This window comes from Streptosporangium becharense (genome assembly GCF_014204985.1).
GTDB lineage: Bacteria > Actinomycetota > Actinomycetes > Streptosporangiales > Streptosporangiaceae > Streptosporangium > Streptosporangium becharense.
The window spans coordinates 6,162,588-6,178,064 of sequence record NZ_JACHMP010000001.1 but is presented as its reverse complement, the minus strand read 5'-3'; the positions used below and the strand labels follow the sequence as shown (position 1 = coordinate 6,178,064).

The following is a 15,477-nucleotide window of genomic DNA, read 5'->3' as shown; positions in this document are numbered from 1 at the left end:
CGGCCACCCGCCCCGGCCCCCGTGATTCGATCGTGACCGCCCGCGGCAAACCGTGCCGAGGCGGGCTCCGTCTTCAGATGCATGAGCAGATTCCGGTACGGTCCGCGCCTCGCGGCCACCCTGGTGGGCCTGACGCTGGCGGTGTCCGCGTGCGGGGGCGGGAGCAGCGGCGAGTCCGCCTCGTACTCGGGCGGAGCCCCGGCGCCCGCCGCCGACAGGCAGGCGCCGCGGCTGGCGGAGCCCTCCGCGGCGCCTGTCACGGCGCCCGGGTCGGACGGCGTCCCCGAGGCCGGTTCGGGCGGCGCCGGGCAGGTGAAGGTGGTCCCGCAGGACCGCTCGATCATCTACACCGCGGAGATGACGGTCCGGGCCCGGGACGTCGACGCGGCGGCGGCCCGGGCCCGGCAGCTCGTCACCGCCGCGGGCGGCCACCTGGCCTCGGAGAACTCGGACGCGTCCTCCGACGGCGAGGGGTACGCGACGCTGGTCTTCAAGATCCCTCCCGGTGACTACCCCGGCGTGCTGGACCGCCTGGGCAGGGATCTCGGCACGCGCGAGTCGCTGCGGCAGAACACCGAGGACGTCACCGAGGAGGTCGCCGACGTCGAGAGCCGCCTGAAGTCCGCCAGGGCCGCGCTGGACTCGCTACGGGCACTGCTGAAGAGGACCGGCACGATCAGCGAGGTCCTCAAGGTCGAACGGGAGATCGCCGACCGCGAGAGCGAGCTGGAGTCGTTGCAGGCCAGGCAGAAGAGCCTCGCCTCGCGCACGAGCATGGCGACGCTGACCCTGAACCTGGTGGGCCCAACGGCCAAGGTCGAGAAGGAGGACGACGGGCCGCCCGGATTCCTCGCCGGCGTGCGCGCGGGCTGGGAGGGTTTCCTCGACGCGGTGGCCTTCGGCCTGACGGTCGCGGGCCTGCTGGTGCCGTGGCTGATCGTGGTCGTCCCGGCCTGGTTGCTGCTGGTCGTCCTGCTGCGCCGCCGCAGGAGGAGGGCCGCCGCGCGCCGGGCCCACTCCGAGGGCTTCCTCCCGGCCGGGCCGCCGCGTGAGCCTTCCGGGGTGGAGCCCGTCACGGGGCGTCCCGCGGAGGGCACAGAGGGCACGGAGGGCACAGAAGGCACGGAGGACGCGAAGGACACGGAGGGCACGGAGGAGGATCGCTCCGGAGGGCGGTCCTCCACCGGCTGACCCCGGCGGGACCTCCCGTGGCGGGGTGCCCCCACGGGAGGCCGCCCACCCGGCCGTCACAGAAGCCACTCATGTCGCCGCGGGAGGTGGCCCGCCCGGATCATCGCGGACGGCCACCTGCCCGGATCGTCGCGGGAGGTGGCCCGCCCGTGCCGTCACGGGTCCCGGCCGGGGCCCGCGACGGCACGGGTCAGCGGGCGGAGGCCTCGTGGACGAAGTCGGTGAGGCGGGCGAGCTGGTCGGGGTCGGTGGCCGGCAGCACACCGTGGCCGAGGTTGAACACATGCCCCTCGGCCTTCGCGCCGCGGGCGAGGATGTCGGCGGCGCGGCGCTCGACGACCTCCCAGGGTGCGAGCAGCACCGCCGGGTCGAGGTTGCCCTGCAGCGCCTTGCCGGGGCCGACCCGGCGGGCCGCCTCGTCGAGCGGGACCCGCCAGTCGACGCCGACCACGTCGGCGCCCGCCTCGCCGAGCAGGCCGAGCAGTTCGCCGGTGCCGACGCCGAAGTGGATGCGCGGGGCGTTCAGGTCCGCCAGACCGGCGAAGATCCGGCTGGTGTAGGGCAGGACGAACTCCCGGTAGTCCTCGGGCGAGACGGCGCCCACCCAGGAGTCGAAGAGCTGCACGGCCGAGGCCCCGGCGGCGAGCTGGACCCGCAGGAAACCCAGGGTGATCTCGGTGAGCCGGTCCATGAGGGCGTGCCACAGGCCGGGCTCGCCGTACATCATGGCCTTGGTGTGGTCGTGGTTCTTGGAGGGGCCGCCCTCGATGAGGTACGACGCCAGGGTGAACGGCGCCCCCGCGAAGCCGATCAGGGGGGTCGCCCCCAGCTCCCCGGTCAGCGCCCGGACCGCCTCGGTGACGTAGGAGACGTCGTCCGGCTCCAGCGGACGCAGCGCACCGACCCCGGCGACGTCTCTGATCGGCGCGGCCACCACCGGGCCCACGCCGGGCTTGATGTCGAGGTCGACGCCGATCGCCCTGAGCGGGACCACGATGTCGCTGAAGAAGATGGCCGCGTCCACGCCGTACCGGCGGACCGGCTGCATCGTGATCTCCACGATCAGGTCGGGGGTGGCGCACGCGGTGAGCATCGGCACCCCGCCGCGCACGGCCCGGTACTCGGGCAGCGACCTGCCCGCCTGGCGCATGAACCACACCGGCGTGTGGGGGACGGGCCGGCCGCGGCAGGCACGCAGGAACGGGGAGTCGGCAAGCTCGGGAGTCACCCCCCCAGGGTGCCATGCCACCGGGCCGGTCCGCTCACCAAGGCCACCGACCAGCGCATTCGACCCGAAATCGCCAGTTATTACATGAGATAACGCATAAGAACACACAGGTACCGTCAACTGGAGATAAGGATGACGTATTACCGGTTTTGAGTGCTTCGTACGCTCAAATCCGAAGTTGACACGCACCGACTAACACCGTACGGCACCCGCAGATCATGTTTGCCGGTACAGTTCCTCCCATGGGCGAATCCGGCCCGGCCCCCGGCTGGTCCAAATCTTCGCCAAGTCACCGCGCGGCATCGATTCCGGCACCACTTTGGGGACACGCCGAGGACGCTGCGCGTAAATGTCGGCGCGACGTGCCAACGTCGGACCACGACCCGACGAAAGGCCCGTGCGATGCCCGCCATGTGGAGTTCACCCGAACGTCGCGGTGAGCGCCGTGCCTCCGGTGCCGGCGACCGGGTCCCCCACCGATCGGCCCGCCCCCGCGGCTCCCGGCCGGGCGACCGCCCCCGGTGCTCGCGCCGGCCCCTCACTCCGCGCGGGCACGTCTCGCCCCCGGAGGTCCCGGGGTTCCCGCCGCCCCCCGGCGAGGCCGTATCCGTCCCCCACACCTCGCCGACACCGGCCTGATTCGCCCCGATGGCTCCCGTTATGGCCCTTACACCTACCCCAGTGGTCCCCATGCGTTCACTTTCCACCTACGCTTCCGATATGACCCACGGTGACGTTCCACCCGTGCCCGCCGCCTTCCGGCGCGCGGTGGCCAGCATGCGTCCCGCGGAGGTCAGGCCGGAGATCGAACTGGAGGACATCCCGGCCCCCCAGCGCCTGGCCCCCCACTCGGCCGCCATCGGCGCGTCGGTCTACCGCGACGACGACGAACTCGCGGTCGGCCGCCTCATCGTGCTCTTCGACCCGGACGGCCAGCGCGGCTGGGAGGGCCAGTTCCGCCTCGTCGCGTACGTCCGGGCCGACATGGAGCCGGAGATCACCGAAGACCCGCTGCTCGGCCCTGTCGCCTGGAGCTGGCTCACCGAGTCGCTCGACGCGCACGGCGCCGGCTACACCGCCGCCGGAGGCACCGTCACCAGAGCGGTCTCCGAGGGCTTCGGCAACAAGGCCGAAGACCCGGTGACCACCGAGCTGGAACTGCGCGCCTCCTGGTCTCCGCTACAGGAAGACCTCTCCGGCCACGTCGCCGCCTGGTGCGATCTGATGTGCCTTGCCGCGGGCATGCCACTTCTGCCACCCGACGTGGCGGCACTGCCGCCGCGCCGTCGCGAGGATCCGGAGCCCTTCAGAACGTGACCGACGAGACGACCGTAGTTCCGCTGCTGGAACCCCGTGAGGGGATCCCGCCCGTCATCGAGGACCAGCAAGACCTCGCGCGCGTCGTGCGCGCCTTCGCCGGGGGCACCGGCCCCGTCGCCGTGGACGCCGAGCGCGCCTCCGGCTACCGCTACAGCGGCCGCGCCTACCTGGTCCAGTTGCGCCGCGCCGGCGCCGGCAGCGCCCTGATCGACCCGATCCGCTGCCCCGACCTGTCCGGGCTCGACACGGCCCTGGCCGACGCCGAGGTGGTGCTCCACGCCGCCTCCCAGGACCTGCCGTGCCTGGCCGAGCTGGGCTTCCACCCCCGGCGACTGTTCGACACCGAGCTGGCCGGCCGGCTGCTCGGCTACGAACGGGTCGGCCTCGGGATGATGGTGGAGAACGTCCTCGGGCTCAAGCTGGAGAAGGGTCACTCGGCCGCGGACTGGTCCACCCGCCCGCTGCCCGAAGACTGGCTGCGCTACGCCGCGCTGGACGTCGAGGTCCTGATCGAGCTGCGCGACATCCTCCACGAGGAGCTGAGGGCCACCGGCAAACTCGGCTGGGCACAGGAGGAGTTCGCCGCGGTGCTGGCCTACCGGTCGCCGGGGCCGCGCTCCGACCCGTGGCGGCGCACCTCCGGCATCCACAAGGTCCGCTCGCTGCGCGGGCTGGCGGTGGTCCGGGAGCTGTGGACGCTCCGCGACGAGCTCGCCCGCAGTTCCGACGTCGCCCCCGGCCGGGTGCTGCCCGACTCGGCGATCGTCGCCGCCGCCCTGGAGCTGCCCCGCACCACCAAGGCTCTCACCGACATCGCCCCCTTCACCGGCCGCAGCGCCCGGCGGCACCTGCGCGACTGGCTGGCCGCGATCGGCGCCGCGCGCTCGCTGCCCGACTCCGAGCTGCCGCAGCCCAGCGCGCAGGGCGACGGGCCCCCGCCCGCCAACCGGTGGATGGACCGCGACCCGGTCGCCGCCCGGCGGCTGGCCGCCGCCCGGGCCGTGGTGGCCGCGCTCGCCGACGAGCACCACATGCCGACGGAGAACCTGATCCAGCCGGACGCGATACGCCGTCTGACCTGGGAGCCCCCGGAGGTCGTCGACGACGGCACCGTGGCCGCCCGGCTGCGCGAGCTGGGTGCCCGCGAGTGGCAGATCGGCCTGACCGCGCATCCGATCGCCAAGGCCCTGCTCCGCCTGGAGACCAAGGGCGAGATCTGATCCCCGTCCCGGATCCTTCCCGCTGACGGAGCCACCTCCTTTACAAAGTAGATCATCCCATCGCGGCCCTCGACCGTACCCACCGCGGGGGCCGCGCGTCCCATGTCCGCGCCTGCGGCGCCCGGGGACCGGTGTCTCCCGGTGCCCCGGTGCCGCCGTCGTGAAGGCGGTGAACCGAATCGGTGCCCGCCCGCAACTCACCGGTCATGAGATTGTTCGGTCTTCGGCCGCGCGGGACACCCGGATCCCGGCCCCGGGCTCCCGTCCCTCCGCCCACCGTCACGTCGCCGGTGCACCCGCGCGGTGCCGCCCCCTCCGCGGGCGGCACCGCGCGGGTGCTCCCGGCGCCCGTCGAGACGGGAGCCCGGCCCGGCGCCGGCGCCGCGGCCCGTGACACGCCCGGTGACGCCGGGCACACCCCCGGAGGCGAGAAGGAATGATCGCGACCCTGCGCTACGAGTTCCTGATGCAGATCCGCCGCCCCGTGATGTGGATCGTCCACGCGCTGGTCTTCGCGGTGCTCCTGGGAGGCAGCCGGGCCTACCTCACGCTGGACATGGGCTTCGGCGACCCGGCCGATCCGAAGGCGGCGATGAGCACGCTGGCCGCCTACCTGATGTCGTTGATGCCGGTCGCCTACGGGTGCCTGCTCACCGACCGGCTCGTCCGCGACCGGCGGCTGCGCGTCGCCGCCGTCCTGGACACCACCCCGGCCGGCCGCACCGGCCGGCTGGCCGGCAAGTATCTGGGAGCGTGCGCGGCCACCGCGGTGCCGATCCTGATCGTCTACCTCGGGCGGGCCCTGGTCTACGCGGCCGCCGAGGAGAAACCGTCGGCGCTGGGCTGGGCGGCGGTGATCCTCGTGACGACCGTCCTGCCCGTCCTGCTGTTCACCGGGGCGCTCGCCCTGTCGGGCCCGCTGCTGATGGCGCCGATGCTCTTCCGCGTGCTGTTCGTCGTCTACTGGCTCACCTGCGTCATCACTCCTCGCGGCATGTTCCCGACCCCGTCCCGCTCGCTCCTGTCACCGGACGTCGACTACATGAGGTTCGGACTCTTCCAGCAGGAGGCGCTCAACGGCCGGCCGTACGATCCGAGCGAAGGCGCCGGCGGGCTGAGGACGTTCGCGAATCTGTTCGACTTCGCACGTCCCGTGGCCACTCCCGGCACCGCCCTGCTGTGGGCCGCTCTGATGCTCGCCTTCACCCTGGTCATGCTCACCCTGGTCCGGCTGCGCGCCACCCGCACGGAGCCCTGAGGTGCACAAGGGGTGGCGTCACCCGTGCGGGCCGCTGTGAACCCGCGGCCGGGGCGGACGCTACACACCCGGCGATGAACCGAAGAGCGAAGGCCACGACGTCAGGTCACCACGGCGGCGGGAGCATATGGCGGACAGGCACGCGGGCGCGGAAGAGAGACGACGGGAAGGCGCCCGCACCGGACACGCGGGCCCGTCCCGGGGGCGTCCCGGAGCGGGAGGGGCCGGCGTCCGGGGCACGGACGGACGACGCGCGCGTCATCGCCCGGATCGCCTGGGGAGACCCCCAGGCGCTGACGGAACTGTACGAACGCTACGCCAGGCCGCTGTTCGCGTTCCTGTACCGCCTGGCCGGGGACCGGGGCACGGCCGAGGAGATCCTGCAGGACACCCTGCTGGCCGTGTGGCGCTCCGCGCACACCTACCAGGGCCGCTCCACCGTCGGCACCTGGCTGTTCGGGGTGGCGCGCAGGCAGGCGCACAACCGCCTGCGCGCCACCCCGCCCCCGCTCGCGGCCGATCCGTTCGACCGGCCGGACCCCGCCCCCGGCCCCGAGGAGCTGGCCACGGGCGACGACCGGGTGCAGAAGGCGCTGGCACGACTGCCGCTGGCCCAGCGCGAGGTGGTCGTGCTCGCCTTCCTCGACGACCTGGGCCACCGGGAGATCGCCGAGGTGCTCGGCATCCCCGTCGGCACGGTGAAGAGCCGCCTCCACCATGCCCGTGCGACCCTCAGGGAGTGCATCGATGAACGACTGGCCTGAACTGCCGGGATTCCGGGACGGCATCCCGGATCCGCCCGGACCGGAGATCGTGCGGAGCGTCCTGGCGAGAGCGGCGCTGGACGGCGTGCGGGCACCGGCCGCGCCGAGGTGGTACCGGGCGTGGGCCCTGCTCGAGATGGAGGCACGCCTGCTGCGCACCGCGATCTGGGTGCTCTCCGCCCTGCTCACGGCCGCCGGCGCGATCGTCGTCACGATCGGGACCCAGACGGCGGAGGCCATGTTCGCCCTCGCCGCCCCCCTGGTCACCGCGGCCGGTGTCGCATGGGCCCACGGCTCGGAACAGGACGGGGCGTTCGAGATCGTGGCCGTCACCCCGACGTCGCCGCGCGTCATCATGCTGACCCGGATGACGCTGGTGTTCGGCTACAACCTGACCCTGGCCCTGCTCGCCTCGGCTGCGCTGGCCCTGCTGGGCAAGGTCCCCGCCGGGATGACGTCCCTGATCACGGCCTGGCTGGGGCCCATGGCGCTGCTCGCGGCGCTCACCCTGCTGCTCTCGGTCTGCTGGACCCCCAACGCCGCCGTAGGTGTCGCGACGTCGCTGTGGGGCGTCCGCGCGTTGTCGGTCCTCATGGACGACGTCGACATCGACCTGGACGGCCTCTGGACGACCAGCCCGGCCACCCTCGCCCTCGCCGCCGGCCTGACGCTCGCCGCGGTCGTCCTGACCGGCGGGGGTGAACCGATCCGGCGCGGGCGGGCGACCCCGTGGTGGTGAGGTCTCCCGCCGCCCGGCCCCGCGAGCCGTCCGGGGCCGGGCCCGGGGCCGGAACTCCGAGCCCGGTCCCGGAGGTCACCTCGCGCCGGCGGAGACCGGTGCGTCCTCTCCCCGGCCGGCCACCGGACCGCCCCGCCACAGACGCCAGGTCGCGAGCACGACCAGGACGGTGACCGACGCGGTGAGGGCGCCGCCCTCACCCACCAGCCAGGGCGATCCCCCGGAGGTCAGGGGCGTGAACACGTGGTAGAGCGACACGTTGAGCACGGCGTGGAACACCAGCACGGGCCAGATGCTCCCGGTGCGCAGCCGCAGCCACACCAGCGGGAAGGCCATCGCCACCGTGTCCACGGTGAACCACAGCACCGCGTACGCCACGGGCACGTCCGAGTCCACCGCGCCGGGCACGAAGAGCATCAGGGGGTAGTGGAAGGCCGACCAGGCCAGGCCGACGATCACAGCCGTCGCGGCGCGGCTGAAGGTCCTCGCCAGCCGCACGGCCAGCAGCGAGCTCCAACCGAGTTGCTCCCCCAGGGCCAGCAGCAGGAAGAACGCGAGGCCGGGCAGCCCCTGCAGTATCTCCCAGGCCGGAACGGGAGTGAACCGCGCGGCCCCGGTCAGCCACGCGACGGTGTGCCCCAGCCCGGCACAGAGCACGGGCAGGGCCAGGGCCAGGGCCAAGATCCGCCAGGGGGCCCGGCGGAAGCCCCAGTCGAGGCGGCGGGTGGTGATCAGCGCGGCGATCGCGGGGAGGAACGCCTGCCCGTACAGGGCGAGCTGGGCGGAGACCGGCGCCGATTCGATGTGGTTCACGTCCGCTCCCTGCGACACGGCGAGGGCGACGGTGGGGAGCACGAGCGCGGGCAGCGCGACGGCGAAGACGATGAGCTGGCGATCACTGGACATGGGGGCATCCCACACGCCCGGCGGTCCCGTCCGCGCGAGGCGGCGGTCCCGGTCCCGGCGGGACCGGGACCGGGGTCCCATTGCCCGCCGCTTCGAAGGGCCCCACCATGTTCGGGTGAGAAGCCGTTGGTGGCCGTGGACGATCCCGGTGCTGTGCTGCGTGGCGGTCGCGGCGGGCGTGGCGATGACCGTCCAGCGGCCCGTCGGGGACGTCGCCTATCTGGTGCTGGACGCCGTGGGGGGCGTCGCCTTCCCGCTGCCCGGCGCGCTCCTCGCCACCCGCAGGCCCCGTAACCCGCTCGGCTGGCTGTTCTGCCTGGCCGGCTCCGGGCTCGCCGCCCAGGCGCTGGCCGGCGGGTACGCGGTGCACGGCGGGATCCACGGCTGGGCGGGGACCGGCTGGGCCGCCTGGACGGCGAACTGGGTGTTCTTCCTCGGTTTCGGGCCCCTGTTCCTGCTGCCGATCCTGCTGCCGGACGGCCGCCCGCCGTCGCCGCGGTGGCGGCCCGCCGTGACTGCCCTGGTTCTGGCGCTGGCCGTGCTCCAGGTCCTGCTGATGTTCCGTGACCGCACCTGGTTGTGGGGGCGTGAGGAGCCCAGCCGTTTCGGCTTCATCCCCACGCCGTTCCTCACGGTCTCCACCGGGATCGTGATCAGTGCGCTGGCCGTCGCGGGGGTGGGTGCGCTGGCCGTGCGGATCCGGCGGGCCGAGGATCGCCGTCAGCTCCTGCCCGTGCTGGCCGCGGCGGTCGTCATCGCGCTGTCCACCGTCGTCACCTCGGTGTGGGCCGACCCCGTCTGGGCGTGGCTGGACGTGCTGACCCTGCCGCTGCTGCCGGTGGCCACCGCGGTCTCGATCCTCCGTTACCGGCTGTTCGACGTCGAGCTGCTGCTGCGCCGCACCTTCGTCTACGCCCTGGTCACCGCCCTGTTGCTGGGCGCCTATCTGGTCACGGTCGCCACGGTCCGCACCCTGCTCGGCTGGGGCGGCGACCTGCTCGCCACAGCGGTGGTCGCGGTGGCCTTCAGCCCGGCGCGCGCGGCGGTGCAACGGGCGGTGGGCCGCCTGCTGTTCGGCGACCGCGGGGATCCGGCCTCCGCGTTGTCGCAGCTCGGCCAGCGGCTGGAGGCGTCGGCCGAGCCGACCCGGCTGCTCGACGGGGCCGCCGAGACCGTGGCGCGCACGCTACGGCTGCCCTCGGTGGCCGTGCTCGCCGCGGACGGCACACCGGTGTCGGTCTTCGGCGGCGTCCCCGCGGAAGGGGCACGGCTGGCGCTGCAGAGCGGCGGACACGAGGAGGGCGAGTTGCGCGCCGCGTACCGGTCGCGGGGGGAGGAGCTGTCCCGAGCCGACCTCGCCGTGCTCGGCGACCTCGCCCGCCATCTGGCCGTCGCGCTGGCGGCGGTGCGGCTGGCCGGGGAGGTGCAGGAGTCCCGGGAGCGGCTGGTCCTCGCCCGGGAGGAGGAGCGGCGCAGACTCCGCCGTGACCTGCACGACGGTCTCGGGCCCGGTCTGGCGGCCATCGGCGTACGGCTCGACCTGATCGCGGCCGGCGCGCCCGCCGCGCTGCGCGAGCCGCTGGCGGAGGTCGGCGGGCTCACCCGGGAGCTCGTCGGCGACGTCCGCCGCATCGTGCACGACCTGCGTCCCTCGGCCCTGGACGAGCTCGGCCTGGACGGCGCACTGGAGGATCTCACCCTGGATCTCGACGGTGAGGCCGCGGTCTCCGTCGAGATCGGCCGGCCGCTTCCGGAGCTGCCCGCCGCGGTGGAGGTCGCGGCCTACCGGATCGCCCAGGAGGCCCTGACCAACGCCGTCAAGCACGCCGGGGCGTCCCGGATCGGGGTCGCGGTGAGCACCGCGGACGGAGACCTGGTCCTGCGGATCCACGACGACGGCCGGGGGCTGCCCGGCACCCTCGTCGAAGGCGTGGGATCATCCAGCATGCGTGAGCGCGCCGCGGAGCTCGGCGGCACGCTCACCAGGACGTCCGGCCCCGGTGGGGGCACGACCGTGGAGGCGGTGCTCCCGCTGGGGCGCCCCCTCCGCCCACGACCACCCCACGGGGAGGAGCCGACGTGAGCATCCGGGTGCTGGTGGTGGACGACCACCCGCTCTTCCGGCACGGACTGCGCGCGCTGCTGGAGCAGGTCGGCGGCACGCAGGTCGTCGGCGAGGCCGGAACCGGTGACGAGGCGGTCTCCCTGGCGCTCTCCCTCGACCCGGACGTGGTGCTGATGGACCTGGTGATGCCGGGCACCTCGGGGATCGAGGCGACCAGGCAGCTGATCGACCGGCGCCCCGAGCTGGGGGTGCTCGTGCTGACCATGAGCGAGGACGACGGCTCGGTCTTCGCCGCCCTGCGCGCGGGTGCCCGGGGGTATGTCCTCAAGGGCACCGGCGGCGGCGACCTGATCGCCGCCGTCCAGGCGGTGGCCCGGGGCGAGGCGGTGTACGGCCCGGCCGTGGCCCGCCGCATCCGGCGTTTCCTCACCGGCACGACGCAGGCGACGCCCTTCCCCGAGCTGACCCCGCGCGAGCGCGAGGTCCTCGACCTGCTGGCCTCCGGCCGGACCAACGCCGAGATCGCCAGGACGCTCTTCATCAGCCACAAGACCGTCAAGAACCACCTGACCTCGGTCTTCGCCAAGCTTCAGGTGGCGGATCGGGCACAGGCCATGCTCCGGGCCCGCCGCGCGGGCCTCGGCGACTGAGTCCGCGCGGCCGGTCTCACTGCGGGGTGACCTCGCGCGACAACGGCTGCGGCGTCTCGTCGGCGGGTGACTCCCGTACGGCGCGGGGCACGGTTCGGGGCACGGTTCGGGGCACGGTGCACCAGACGGTCCGGCCCAGCCCGCGCCCGTGCTCCCGGGTGCCCCACCGCCCCTCGGAGAGCCGGTCGACGATGAGCAGGCCGCGGCCGTCCTCGGCGGCGGCGGAGCGGTCACGCGGGATGTGCGGTGAGCTGGCGGCGGAACCGGGGTCGGAGACCTCGACAAGGACGGAGTCGGCGGTGAGGGTCACCGTCAGGCCGATCAGGTCGTCCACCGTGCCGTGGTCGGCGTGGTCGACGGCGTTGGCCACCAGCTCGGAGACCACCTGGACGACGTCCTCCACGAGGGGGTGATCCGGGCCGAGCCGTTCTCGCACCTCGCGGCGTGCCTGACCGACGGACCGGTGGGCACTGTCCAGAAACGTCTCTAGGAGCTTTTTCGGTTGCATGCCTGAAGCCCTCCACCGGGATTCCATGAACCGCAGCCTTGGCGCCTGCCCTGTCGAGAATGGCAGACGCCGGCTACCGCCGGTGGCGAACTCGGCACACGCTTGATACAGGGTTCCGTGTGCTTTCCACCCCCCGGGAAGGAAAAGGACATAACCACCGGAGGTCCGGCCGCCGGCGGCGGGGCGGCCCCCCCGGGTGGACAGGGAATCCACGGGATGAGCGGGGACGCCATGGCTGCGAACCGGGGCGGACGGCAGCCGTCACCGAATCCTCGCCGGGATCGCGCTTCCGGCGCCGCGATCCGTTCCGGTTTCCCCCGCAGGCGGCTCCGGCATTGACGTAGATCACACCTCTCCCCGGCGGCAGGTGCTTGCCGCAGGCGGGGCGGCTGCCGTACGGTGACCTGGAAAGCGCTTTCCATAGGAGGCTGGAGAAGATGTCCACCCGAAGCATCGGCGTTGTGATGAACGGTGTCACCGGCCGCATGGGCTACCGTCAGCACCTGGTCCGGTCGGTCCTGGCGATCAACGAGCAGGGCGGTGTGGCGCTGTCCGGCGGCGGCCGGGTGCTGCTCAAGCCGGTGCTGGTGGGCCGCAGCCCCGACAAACTCGCGAAGCTCTCCGCCGACCACGGCATCGCCGACTGGACGACCGACCTCGACGCCGCCCTCGCCGACGACGGCAACCTGATCTACTTCGACGCCCAGGTCACCCAGGCACGGGTGAAGGCCGTGCTCAAGGCGATCGAGGCGGGCAAGCACGTCTACGTGGAGAAGCCCACCGCCGAGACCTTCGAGGACGCGCGGGCGCTGGCCGCCGCCGCCACCGCCCGGGGGGTGAAGAACGGCGTGGTGCAGGACAAGCTGTTCCTGCCCGGCCTGCTCAAGCTCAAGCGCCTCGTCGACGGGGGTTTCTTCGGCCGCATCCTGTCGGTGCGCGGCGAGTTCGGCTACTGGGTCTTCGAGGGCGACTGGCAGGCCGCGCAACGGCCGTCGTGGAACTACCGCACCGAGGACGGCGGCGGCATCGTGCTCGACATGTTCCCGCACTGGGCGTACGTGCTGGAGAACCTGTTCGGCCGGGTCCGGTCGGTCTACGCCCAGACCGCCACCCACATCCCGGAGCGGGTGGACGAGCAGGGCCGGGCCTACCGCGCCACCGCCGACGACGCCGCCTACGGCGTGTTCGAGCTGGAGGGCGGGATCGTCGCGCAGATCAACTCCTCCTGGAGCGTCCGGGTGAACCGCGACGAGCTGGTGGAGTTCCAGGTGGACGGCACGCACGGCAGCGCCGTCGCGGGCCTGCGCGACTGCCGCGTCCAGCACCGCGCCACCACCCCTAAGCCGGTCTGGAACCCCGACCTGCCCGTCACCGCGCGCTTCCGCGACGCCTGGCAGGAGGTGCCGGACAACGAGGAGTTCGACAACGGGTTCAAGGTCCAGTGGGAGATGTTCGTCCGCCACGTGGCCGAGGACGCGTCCTTCCCGTACGACTTCGCCTCCGGCGCGCGCGGCGTCCGCCTGGCCGAGCTGGGCCTGCGCTCCTGTGCCGAGGGCCGCCGTCTGGTGGTGGAGCCGTGACGAGGATCGCGCTGCCGAGCGGCGAGTACACCCTGCGCGAGCCGGTGACCTGGGCCAGACCCGCCGGGCCCGCGACGAGCCGGATCGTCTACGCCGCCGCCCACGTGGTCGCCGACCCGCTCGGGGACAACGTCCCCGGCTCCCCCGCCGCCGTCGACTGGGACGCCACGCTGCGCTTCCGGCGCCACCTGTGGTCCCACGGGCTGCGGATCGCCGACGCCATGGACACCGCCCAGCGCAACATGGGCCTCGACTGGGCGGCCACCCGCGAGCTGGTGCAGCGCAGCGCCACCGAGGCCAAGGCGTTCGGCGACGCGGCGACGCTGGTGTCGTGCGGCGCCGGCACCGACCACGCGCCGCACGCCCGGACCCTGGACGAGGTCACGGCGGCCTACACCGAGCAGATCGAGACCGTCAGGAACGCCGGCGCGGGGGTCATCGTCATGGCCAGCCGGCAGCTCGCGGCGCTCGCGCGGGGCCCGGAGGACTACCACCGGGTCTACGGCGAGCTGCTGTCGCAGGTGGACCGGCCGGTGATCCTGCACTGGCTGGGCGAGATGTTCGACCCCAGCCTGGCCGGCTACTGGGGTTCGCGGGACGTGGCCGGGGCTACCGCGTCGTTCCTGGCGCTGATCCGCGACCACGCGCCGAAAGTCGACGGGGTCAAGGTCTCGCTGCTGGACGCCGAGCACGAGATCGGGCTGCGCGCGGCGCTGCCGGAGGGTGTCCGGCTCTACACCGGCGATGACTTCAACTACCCCTCGCTGATCAGGTCGGGCAGCCACGCGCTGCTGGGCATCTTCGACGCCATCGCCCCCGCCGCCGCGGCGGCCCTGGAGGCGCTCGACGCGGGCGACCTGGCACGGTACGACGAGATCCTGGAACCGACCGTCCCCCTCTCCCGGAAGATCTTCGAGGCGCCGACCTACAACTACAAGACCGGCATCGTCCTGCTGGCCTGGCTCAACGGCCACCAGGACGCCTTCGCCATGGTCAACGGTGCCCAGGCGGCCCGCTCGCTCCCCCATCTCGTCGAGGTCTTCCGGCTGGCCGACCGGGCCGGGCTGCTGACCGACCCGGAGCTGGCGGTCTCCCGGATGCGTGCCCTGCTGGCGGTGAACGGGCTGTGAGCCGTCTGTCGCTGAACCAGTGGACCACCAGGCGGTGGTCGGTGGCCGAGGCCGTCGACGGGTGCGTGCGGCACGGTGTCGAGGCCATCGGCCTGTGGCGGCAGGACGTCACCGCCCAGGGCCTCGCGGAGACCGTGAAGCTGGTCGCCGACGCGGGGCTGCGGGTGTCGTCGCTGTGCCGGGGCGGTTTCCTCACCTCCGGCGGCCGGCAGGCCCTGGACGACAATCGCAGGGCGATCGACGAGGCCGCGGAGCTGGGGGCCGCGTGCCTGGTCATGGTGGTCGGCGGGCTGCCCGGCGTGGTCCCCGGCGAGCCGCTGGGCACGATCTCCCGTGACCTGCCCGCCGCGCGGGAACGGGTCGCCGAGGCGCTGGCCGAGCTGGCCCCGTACGCGGGCGAGCGCGGGGTGCGGCTCGCGCTCGAACCGCTCCACCCGATGTACTGCGCCGACCGGGCCGTGCTGTCCACGCTCGGCCAGGCGCTGGACCTCGCCGAACCGCATCCTCCCGAGCAGGTCGGCGTCGTCGTCGACACCTTCCACGTGTGGTGGGACCCGCAGGTCATGGCGCAGATCGCCAGGGCCGCGGGCCGGATCGCGAGCTACCAGGTGTGCGACTTCCTCTCACCGCTCCCGGCGGACGTGTTGCTCGGCCGGGGCGTGATGGGCGACGGTGTGATCGACTTCGCGCCGCTGACCGGGGCGGTGGCCGAGGCGGGGTACACCGGGGACATCGAGGTGGAGATCTTCAACGCCGACGTGTGGGCGGCCGACCCCGACGAGGTGCTGGCCCTGGTCAAGGCCAGGTTCGGCGAGCTCGTCGGAGGCTGACACCGCGGGCGGGCCCGGCCGCGGGGAAACCTCCGGGGCCGGGATCTCTCCGGGACCGCTCCGGCCTGGGCTTCCCGGGACCGGCCCC

General features: G+C 73.4%; 14 protein-coding genes. 11 read left to right on the top strand and 3 right to left on the bottom strand.

The window, feature by feature from the left end; genetic code table 11:
- Positions 1–81: 81 nt before the first annotated feature.
- On the top strand, positions 82–1,191 hold the full coding sequence (locus F4562_RS27105) for a DUF4349 domain-containing protein (RefSeq protein WP_184541632.1): 1,110 nt from the start codon (positions 82–84) through the stop codon (positions 1,189–1,191).
- A gap of 190 nt (positions 1,192–1,381) precedes the next feature.
- On the opposite strand, the gene hemE is transcribed toward F4562_RS27105, so the two are convergent.
- Positions 1,382–2,419: a uroporphyrinogen decarboxylase gene (gene hemE, locus F4562_RS27100; protein ID WP_184541634.1), complete on the bottom strand. Its 1,038-nt coding sequence runs from the start codon at positions 2,417–2,419 to the stop codon at positions 1,382–1,384.
- A gap of 720 nt (positions 2,420–3,139) precedes the next feature.
- On the opposite strand from hemE, the gene F4562_RS27095 reads away from it, so the two are divergent.
- The 5 genes from F4562_RS27095 (at position 3,140) to F4562_RS27075 (ending at position 7,720) form a co-directional block, all read left to right on the top strand.
- Positions 3,140–3,736, top strand: a complete 597-nt coding sequence (locus F4562_RS27095) for a DUF3000 domain-containing protein (protein WP_184541637.1) — start codon at positions 3,140–3,142, stop codon at positions 3,734–3,736.
- Positions 3,733–4,959, top strand: coding sequence for an HRDC domain-containing protein (locus tag F4562_RS27090; protein ID WP_184541639.1), 1,227 nt, complete (start codon positions 3,733–3,735; stop codon positions 4,957–4,959). Before F4562_RS27095 ends, F4562_RS27090 begins: the two co-directional genes overlap by 4 nt.
- 436 nt (positions 4,960–5,395) lie before the next feature.
- The gene (locus F4562_RS27085) at positions 5,396–6,217 is read left to right on the top strand and encodes a hypothetical protein (protein ID WP_184541641.1); all 822 of its coding nucleotides are present in this window, start codon (positions 5,396–5,398) and stop codon (positions 6,215–6,217) included.
- A gap of 74 nt (positions 6,218–6,291) precedes the next feature.
- Positions 6,292–6,981, top strand: coding sequence for an RNA polymerase sigma factor (locus tag F4562_RS27080; protein ID WP_221206950.1), 690 nt, complete (start codon positions 6,292–6,294; stop codon positions 6,979–6,981).
- Positions 6,965–7,720 carry a hypothetical protein gene (locus F4562_RS27075; protein WP_184541643.1) on the top strand — a complete coding sequence of 252 codons (756 nt, stop codon included), beginning with the start codon at positions 6,965–6,967 and terminating at the stop codon, positions 7,718–7,720. The genes F4562_RS27080 and F4562_RS27075 overlap by 17 nt, the downstream gene beginning before the upstream one ends.
- Before the next feature lie 75 nt (positions 7,721–7,795).
- On the opposite strand, the gene F4562_RS27070 is transcribed toward F4562_RS27075, so the two are convergent.
- Complete coding sequence (locus tag F4562_RS27070; protein ID WP_184541645.1) at positions 7,796–8,626, bottom strand: CPBP family intramembrane glutamic endopeptidase; 831 nt, start codon at positions 8,624–8,626, stop codon at positions 7,796–7,798.
- Between the two features lie 115 nt (positions 8,627–8,741).
- Between F4562_RS27070 and F4562_RS27065 the strand changes: the two genes are divergently transcribed.
- Together F4562_RS27065 and F4562_RS27060 are read left to right on the top strand one after the other, a co-directional pair.
- Positions 8,742–10,709, top strand: a complete 1,968-nt coding sequence (locus F4562_RS27065) for a sensor histidine kinase (protein WP_184541647.1) — start codon at positions 8,742–8,744, stop codon at positions 10,707–10,709.
- Positions 10,706–11,341 (top strand): response regulator, encoded by a 636-nt coding sequence (locus tag F4562_RS27060; protein ID WP_311734002.1) that lies wholly within the window; start codon positions 10,706–10,708, stop codon positions 11,339–11,341. Before F4562_RS27065 ends, F4562_RS27060 begins: the two co-directional genes overlap by 4 nt.
- 16 nt (positions 11,342–11,357) lie before the next feature.
- Here the strand turns inward: F4562_RS27060 and F4562_RS27055 are convergent, their stop codons facing one another.
- Positions 11,358–11,849 (bottom strand): ATP-binding protein, encoded by a 492-nt coding sequence (locus F4562_RS27055; RefSeq protein WP_246473576.1) that lies wholly within the window; start codon positions 11,847–11,849, stop codon positions 11,358–11,360.
- 437 nt (positions 11,850–12,286) lie between these two features.
- Here F4562_RS27055 and F4562_RS27050 point away from each other — a divergent pair, with 437 nt between their 5' ends.
- The 3 genes from F4562_RS27050 to F4562_RS27040 are packed head-to-tail and all read left to right on the top strand — an operon-like array spanning position 12,287 to position 15,389.
- Complete coding sequence (locus tag F4562_RS27050) at positions 12,287–13,429, top strand: Gfo/Idh/MocA family protein (RefSeq protein WP_184541651.1); 1,143 nt, start codon at positions 12,287–12,289, stop codon at positions 13,427–13,429.
- On the top strand, positions 13,426–14,559 hold the full coding sequence (locus F4562_RS27045; RefSeq protein ID WP_184541653.1) for a dihydrodipicolinate synthase family protein: 1,134 nt from the start codon (positions 13,426–13,428) through the stop codon (positions 14,557–14,559). The genes F4562_RS27050 and F4562_RS27045 overlap by 4 nt, the downstream gene beginning before the upstream one ends.
- Positions 14,556–15,389: a sugar phosphate isomerase/epimerase family protein gene (locus F4562_RS27040; protein WP_184541655.1), complete on the top strand. Its 834-nt coding sequence runs from the start codon at positions 14,556–14,558 to the stop codon at positions 15,387–15,389. The genes F4562_RS27045 and F4562_RS27040 overlap by 4 nt, the downstream gene beginning before the upstream one ends.
- The last annotated feature ends 88 nt before the right edge of the window (positions 15,390–15,477 follow it).

Excerpts from the sequence above, each read along its gene's own strand:
- F4562_RS27080 (WP_221206950.1), top strand. The coding sequence starts at position 6,292 with ATGAACCGAAGAGCGAAGGCCACGACGTCAGGTCACCACGGCGGCGGG.
- F4562_RS27055 (WP_246473576.1), bottom strand. The coding sequence starts at position 11,849 with ATGCAACCGAAAAAGCTCCTAGAGACGTTTCTGGACAGTGCCCACCGG.
- F4562_RS27075 (WP_184541643.1), top strand. The coding sequence starts at position 6,965 with ATGAACGACTGGCCTGAACTGCCGGGATTCCGGGACGGCATCCCGGAT.
- F4562_RS27105 (WP_184541632.1), top strand. The coding sequence starts at position 82 with ATGAGCAGATTCCGGTACGGTCCGCGCCTCGCGGCCACCCTGGTGGGC.
- F4562_RS27050 (WP_184541651.1), top strand. The coding sequence starts at position 12,287 with ATGTCCACCCGAAGCATCGGCGTTGTGATGAACGGTGTCACCGGCCGC.
- F4562_RS27070 (WP_184541645.1), bottom strand. The coding sequence starts at position 8,626 with ATGTCCAGTGATCGCCAGCTCATCGTCTTCGCCGTCGCGCTGCCCGCG.
- F4562_RS27085 (WP_184541641.1), top strand. The coding sequence starts at position 5,396 with ATGATCGCGACCCTGCGCTACGAGTTCCTGATGCAGATCCGCCGCCCC.
- F4562_RS27095 (WP_184541637.1), top strand. The coding sequence starts at position 3,140 with ATGACCCACGGTGACGTTCCACCCGTGCCCGCCGCCTTCCGGCGCGCG.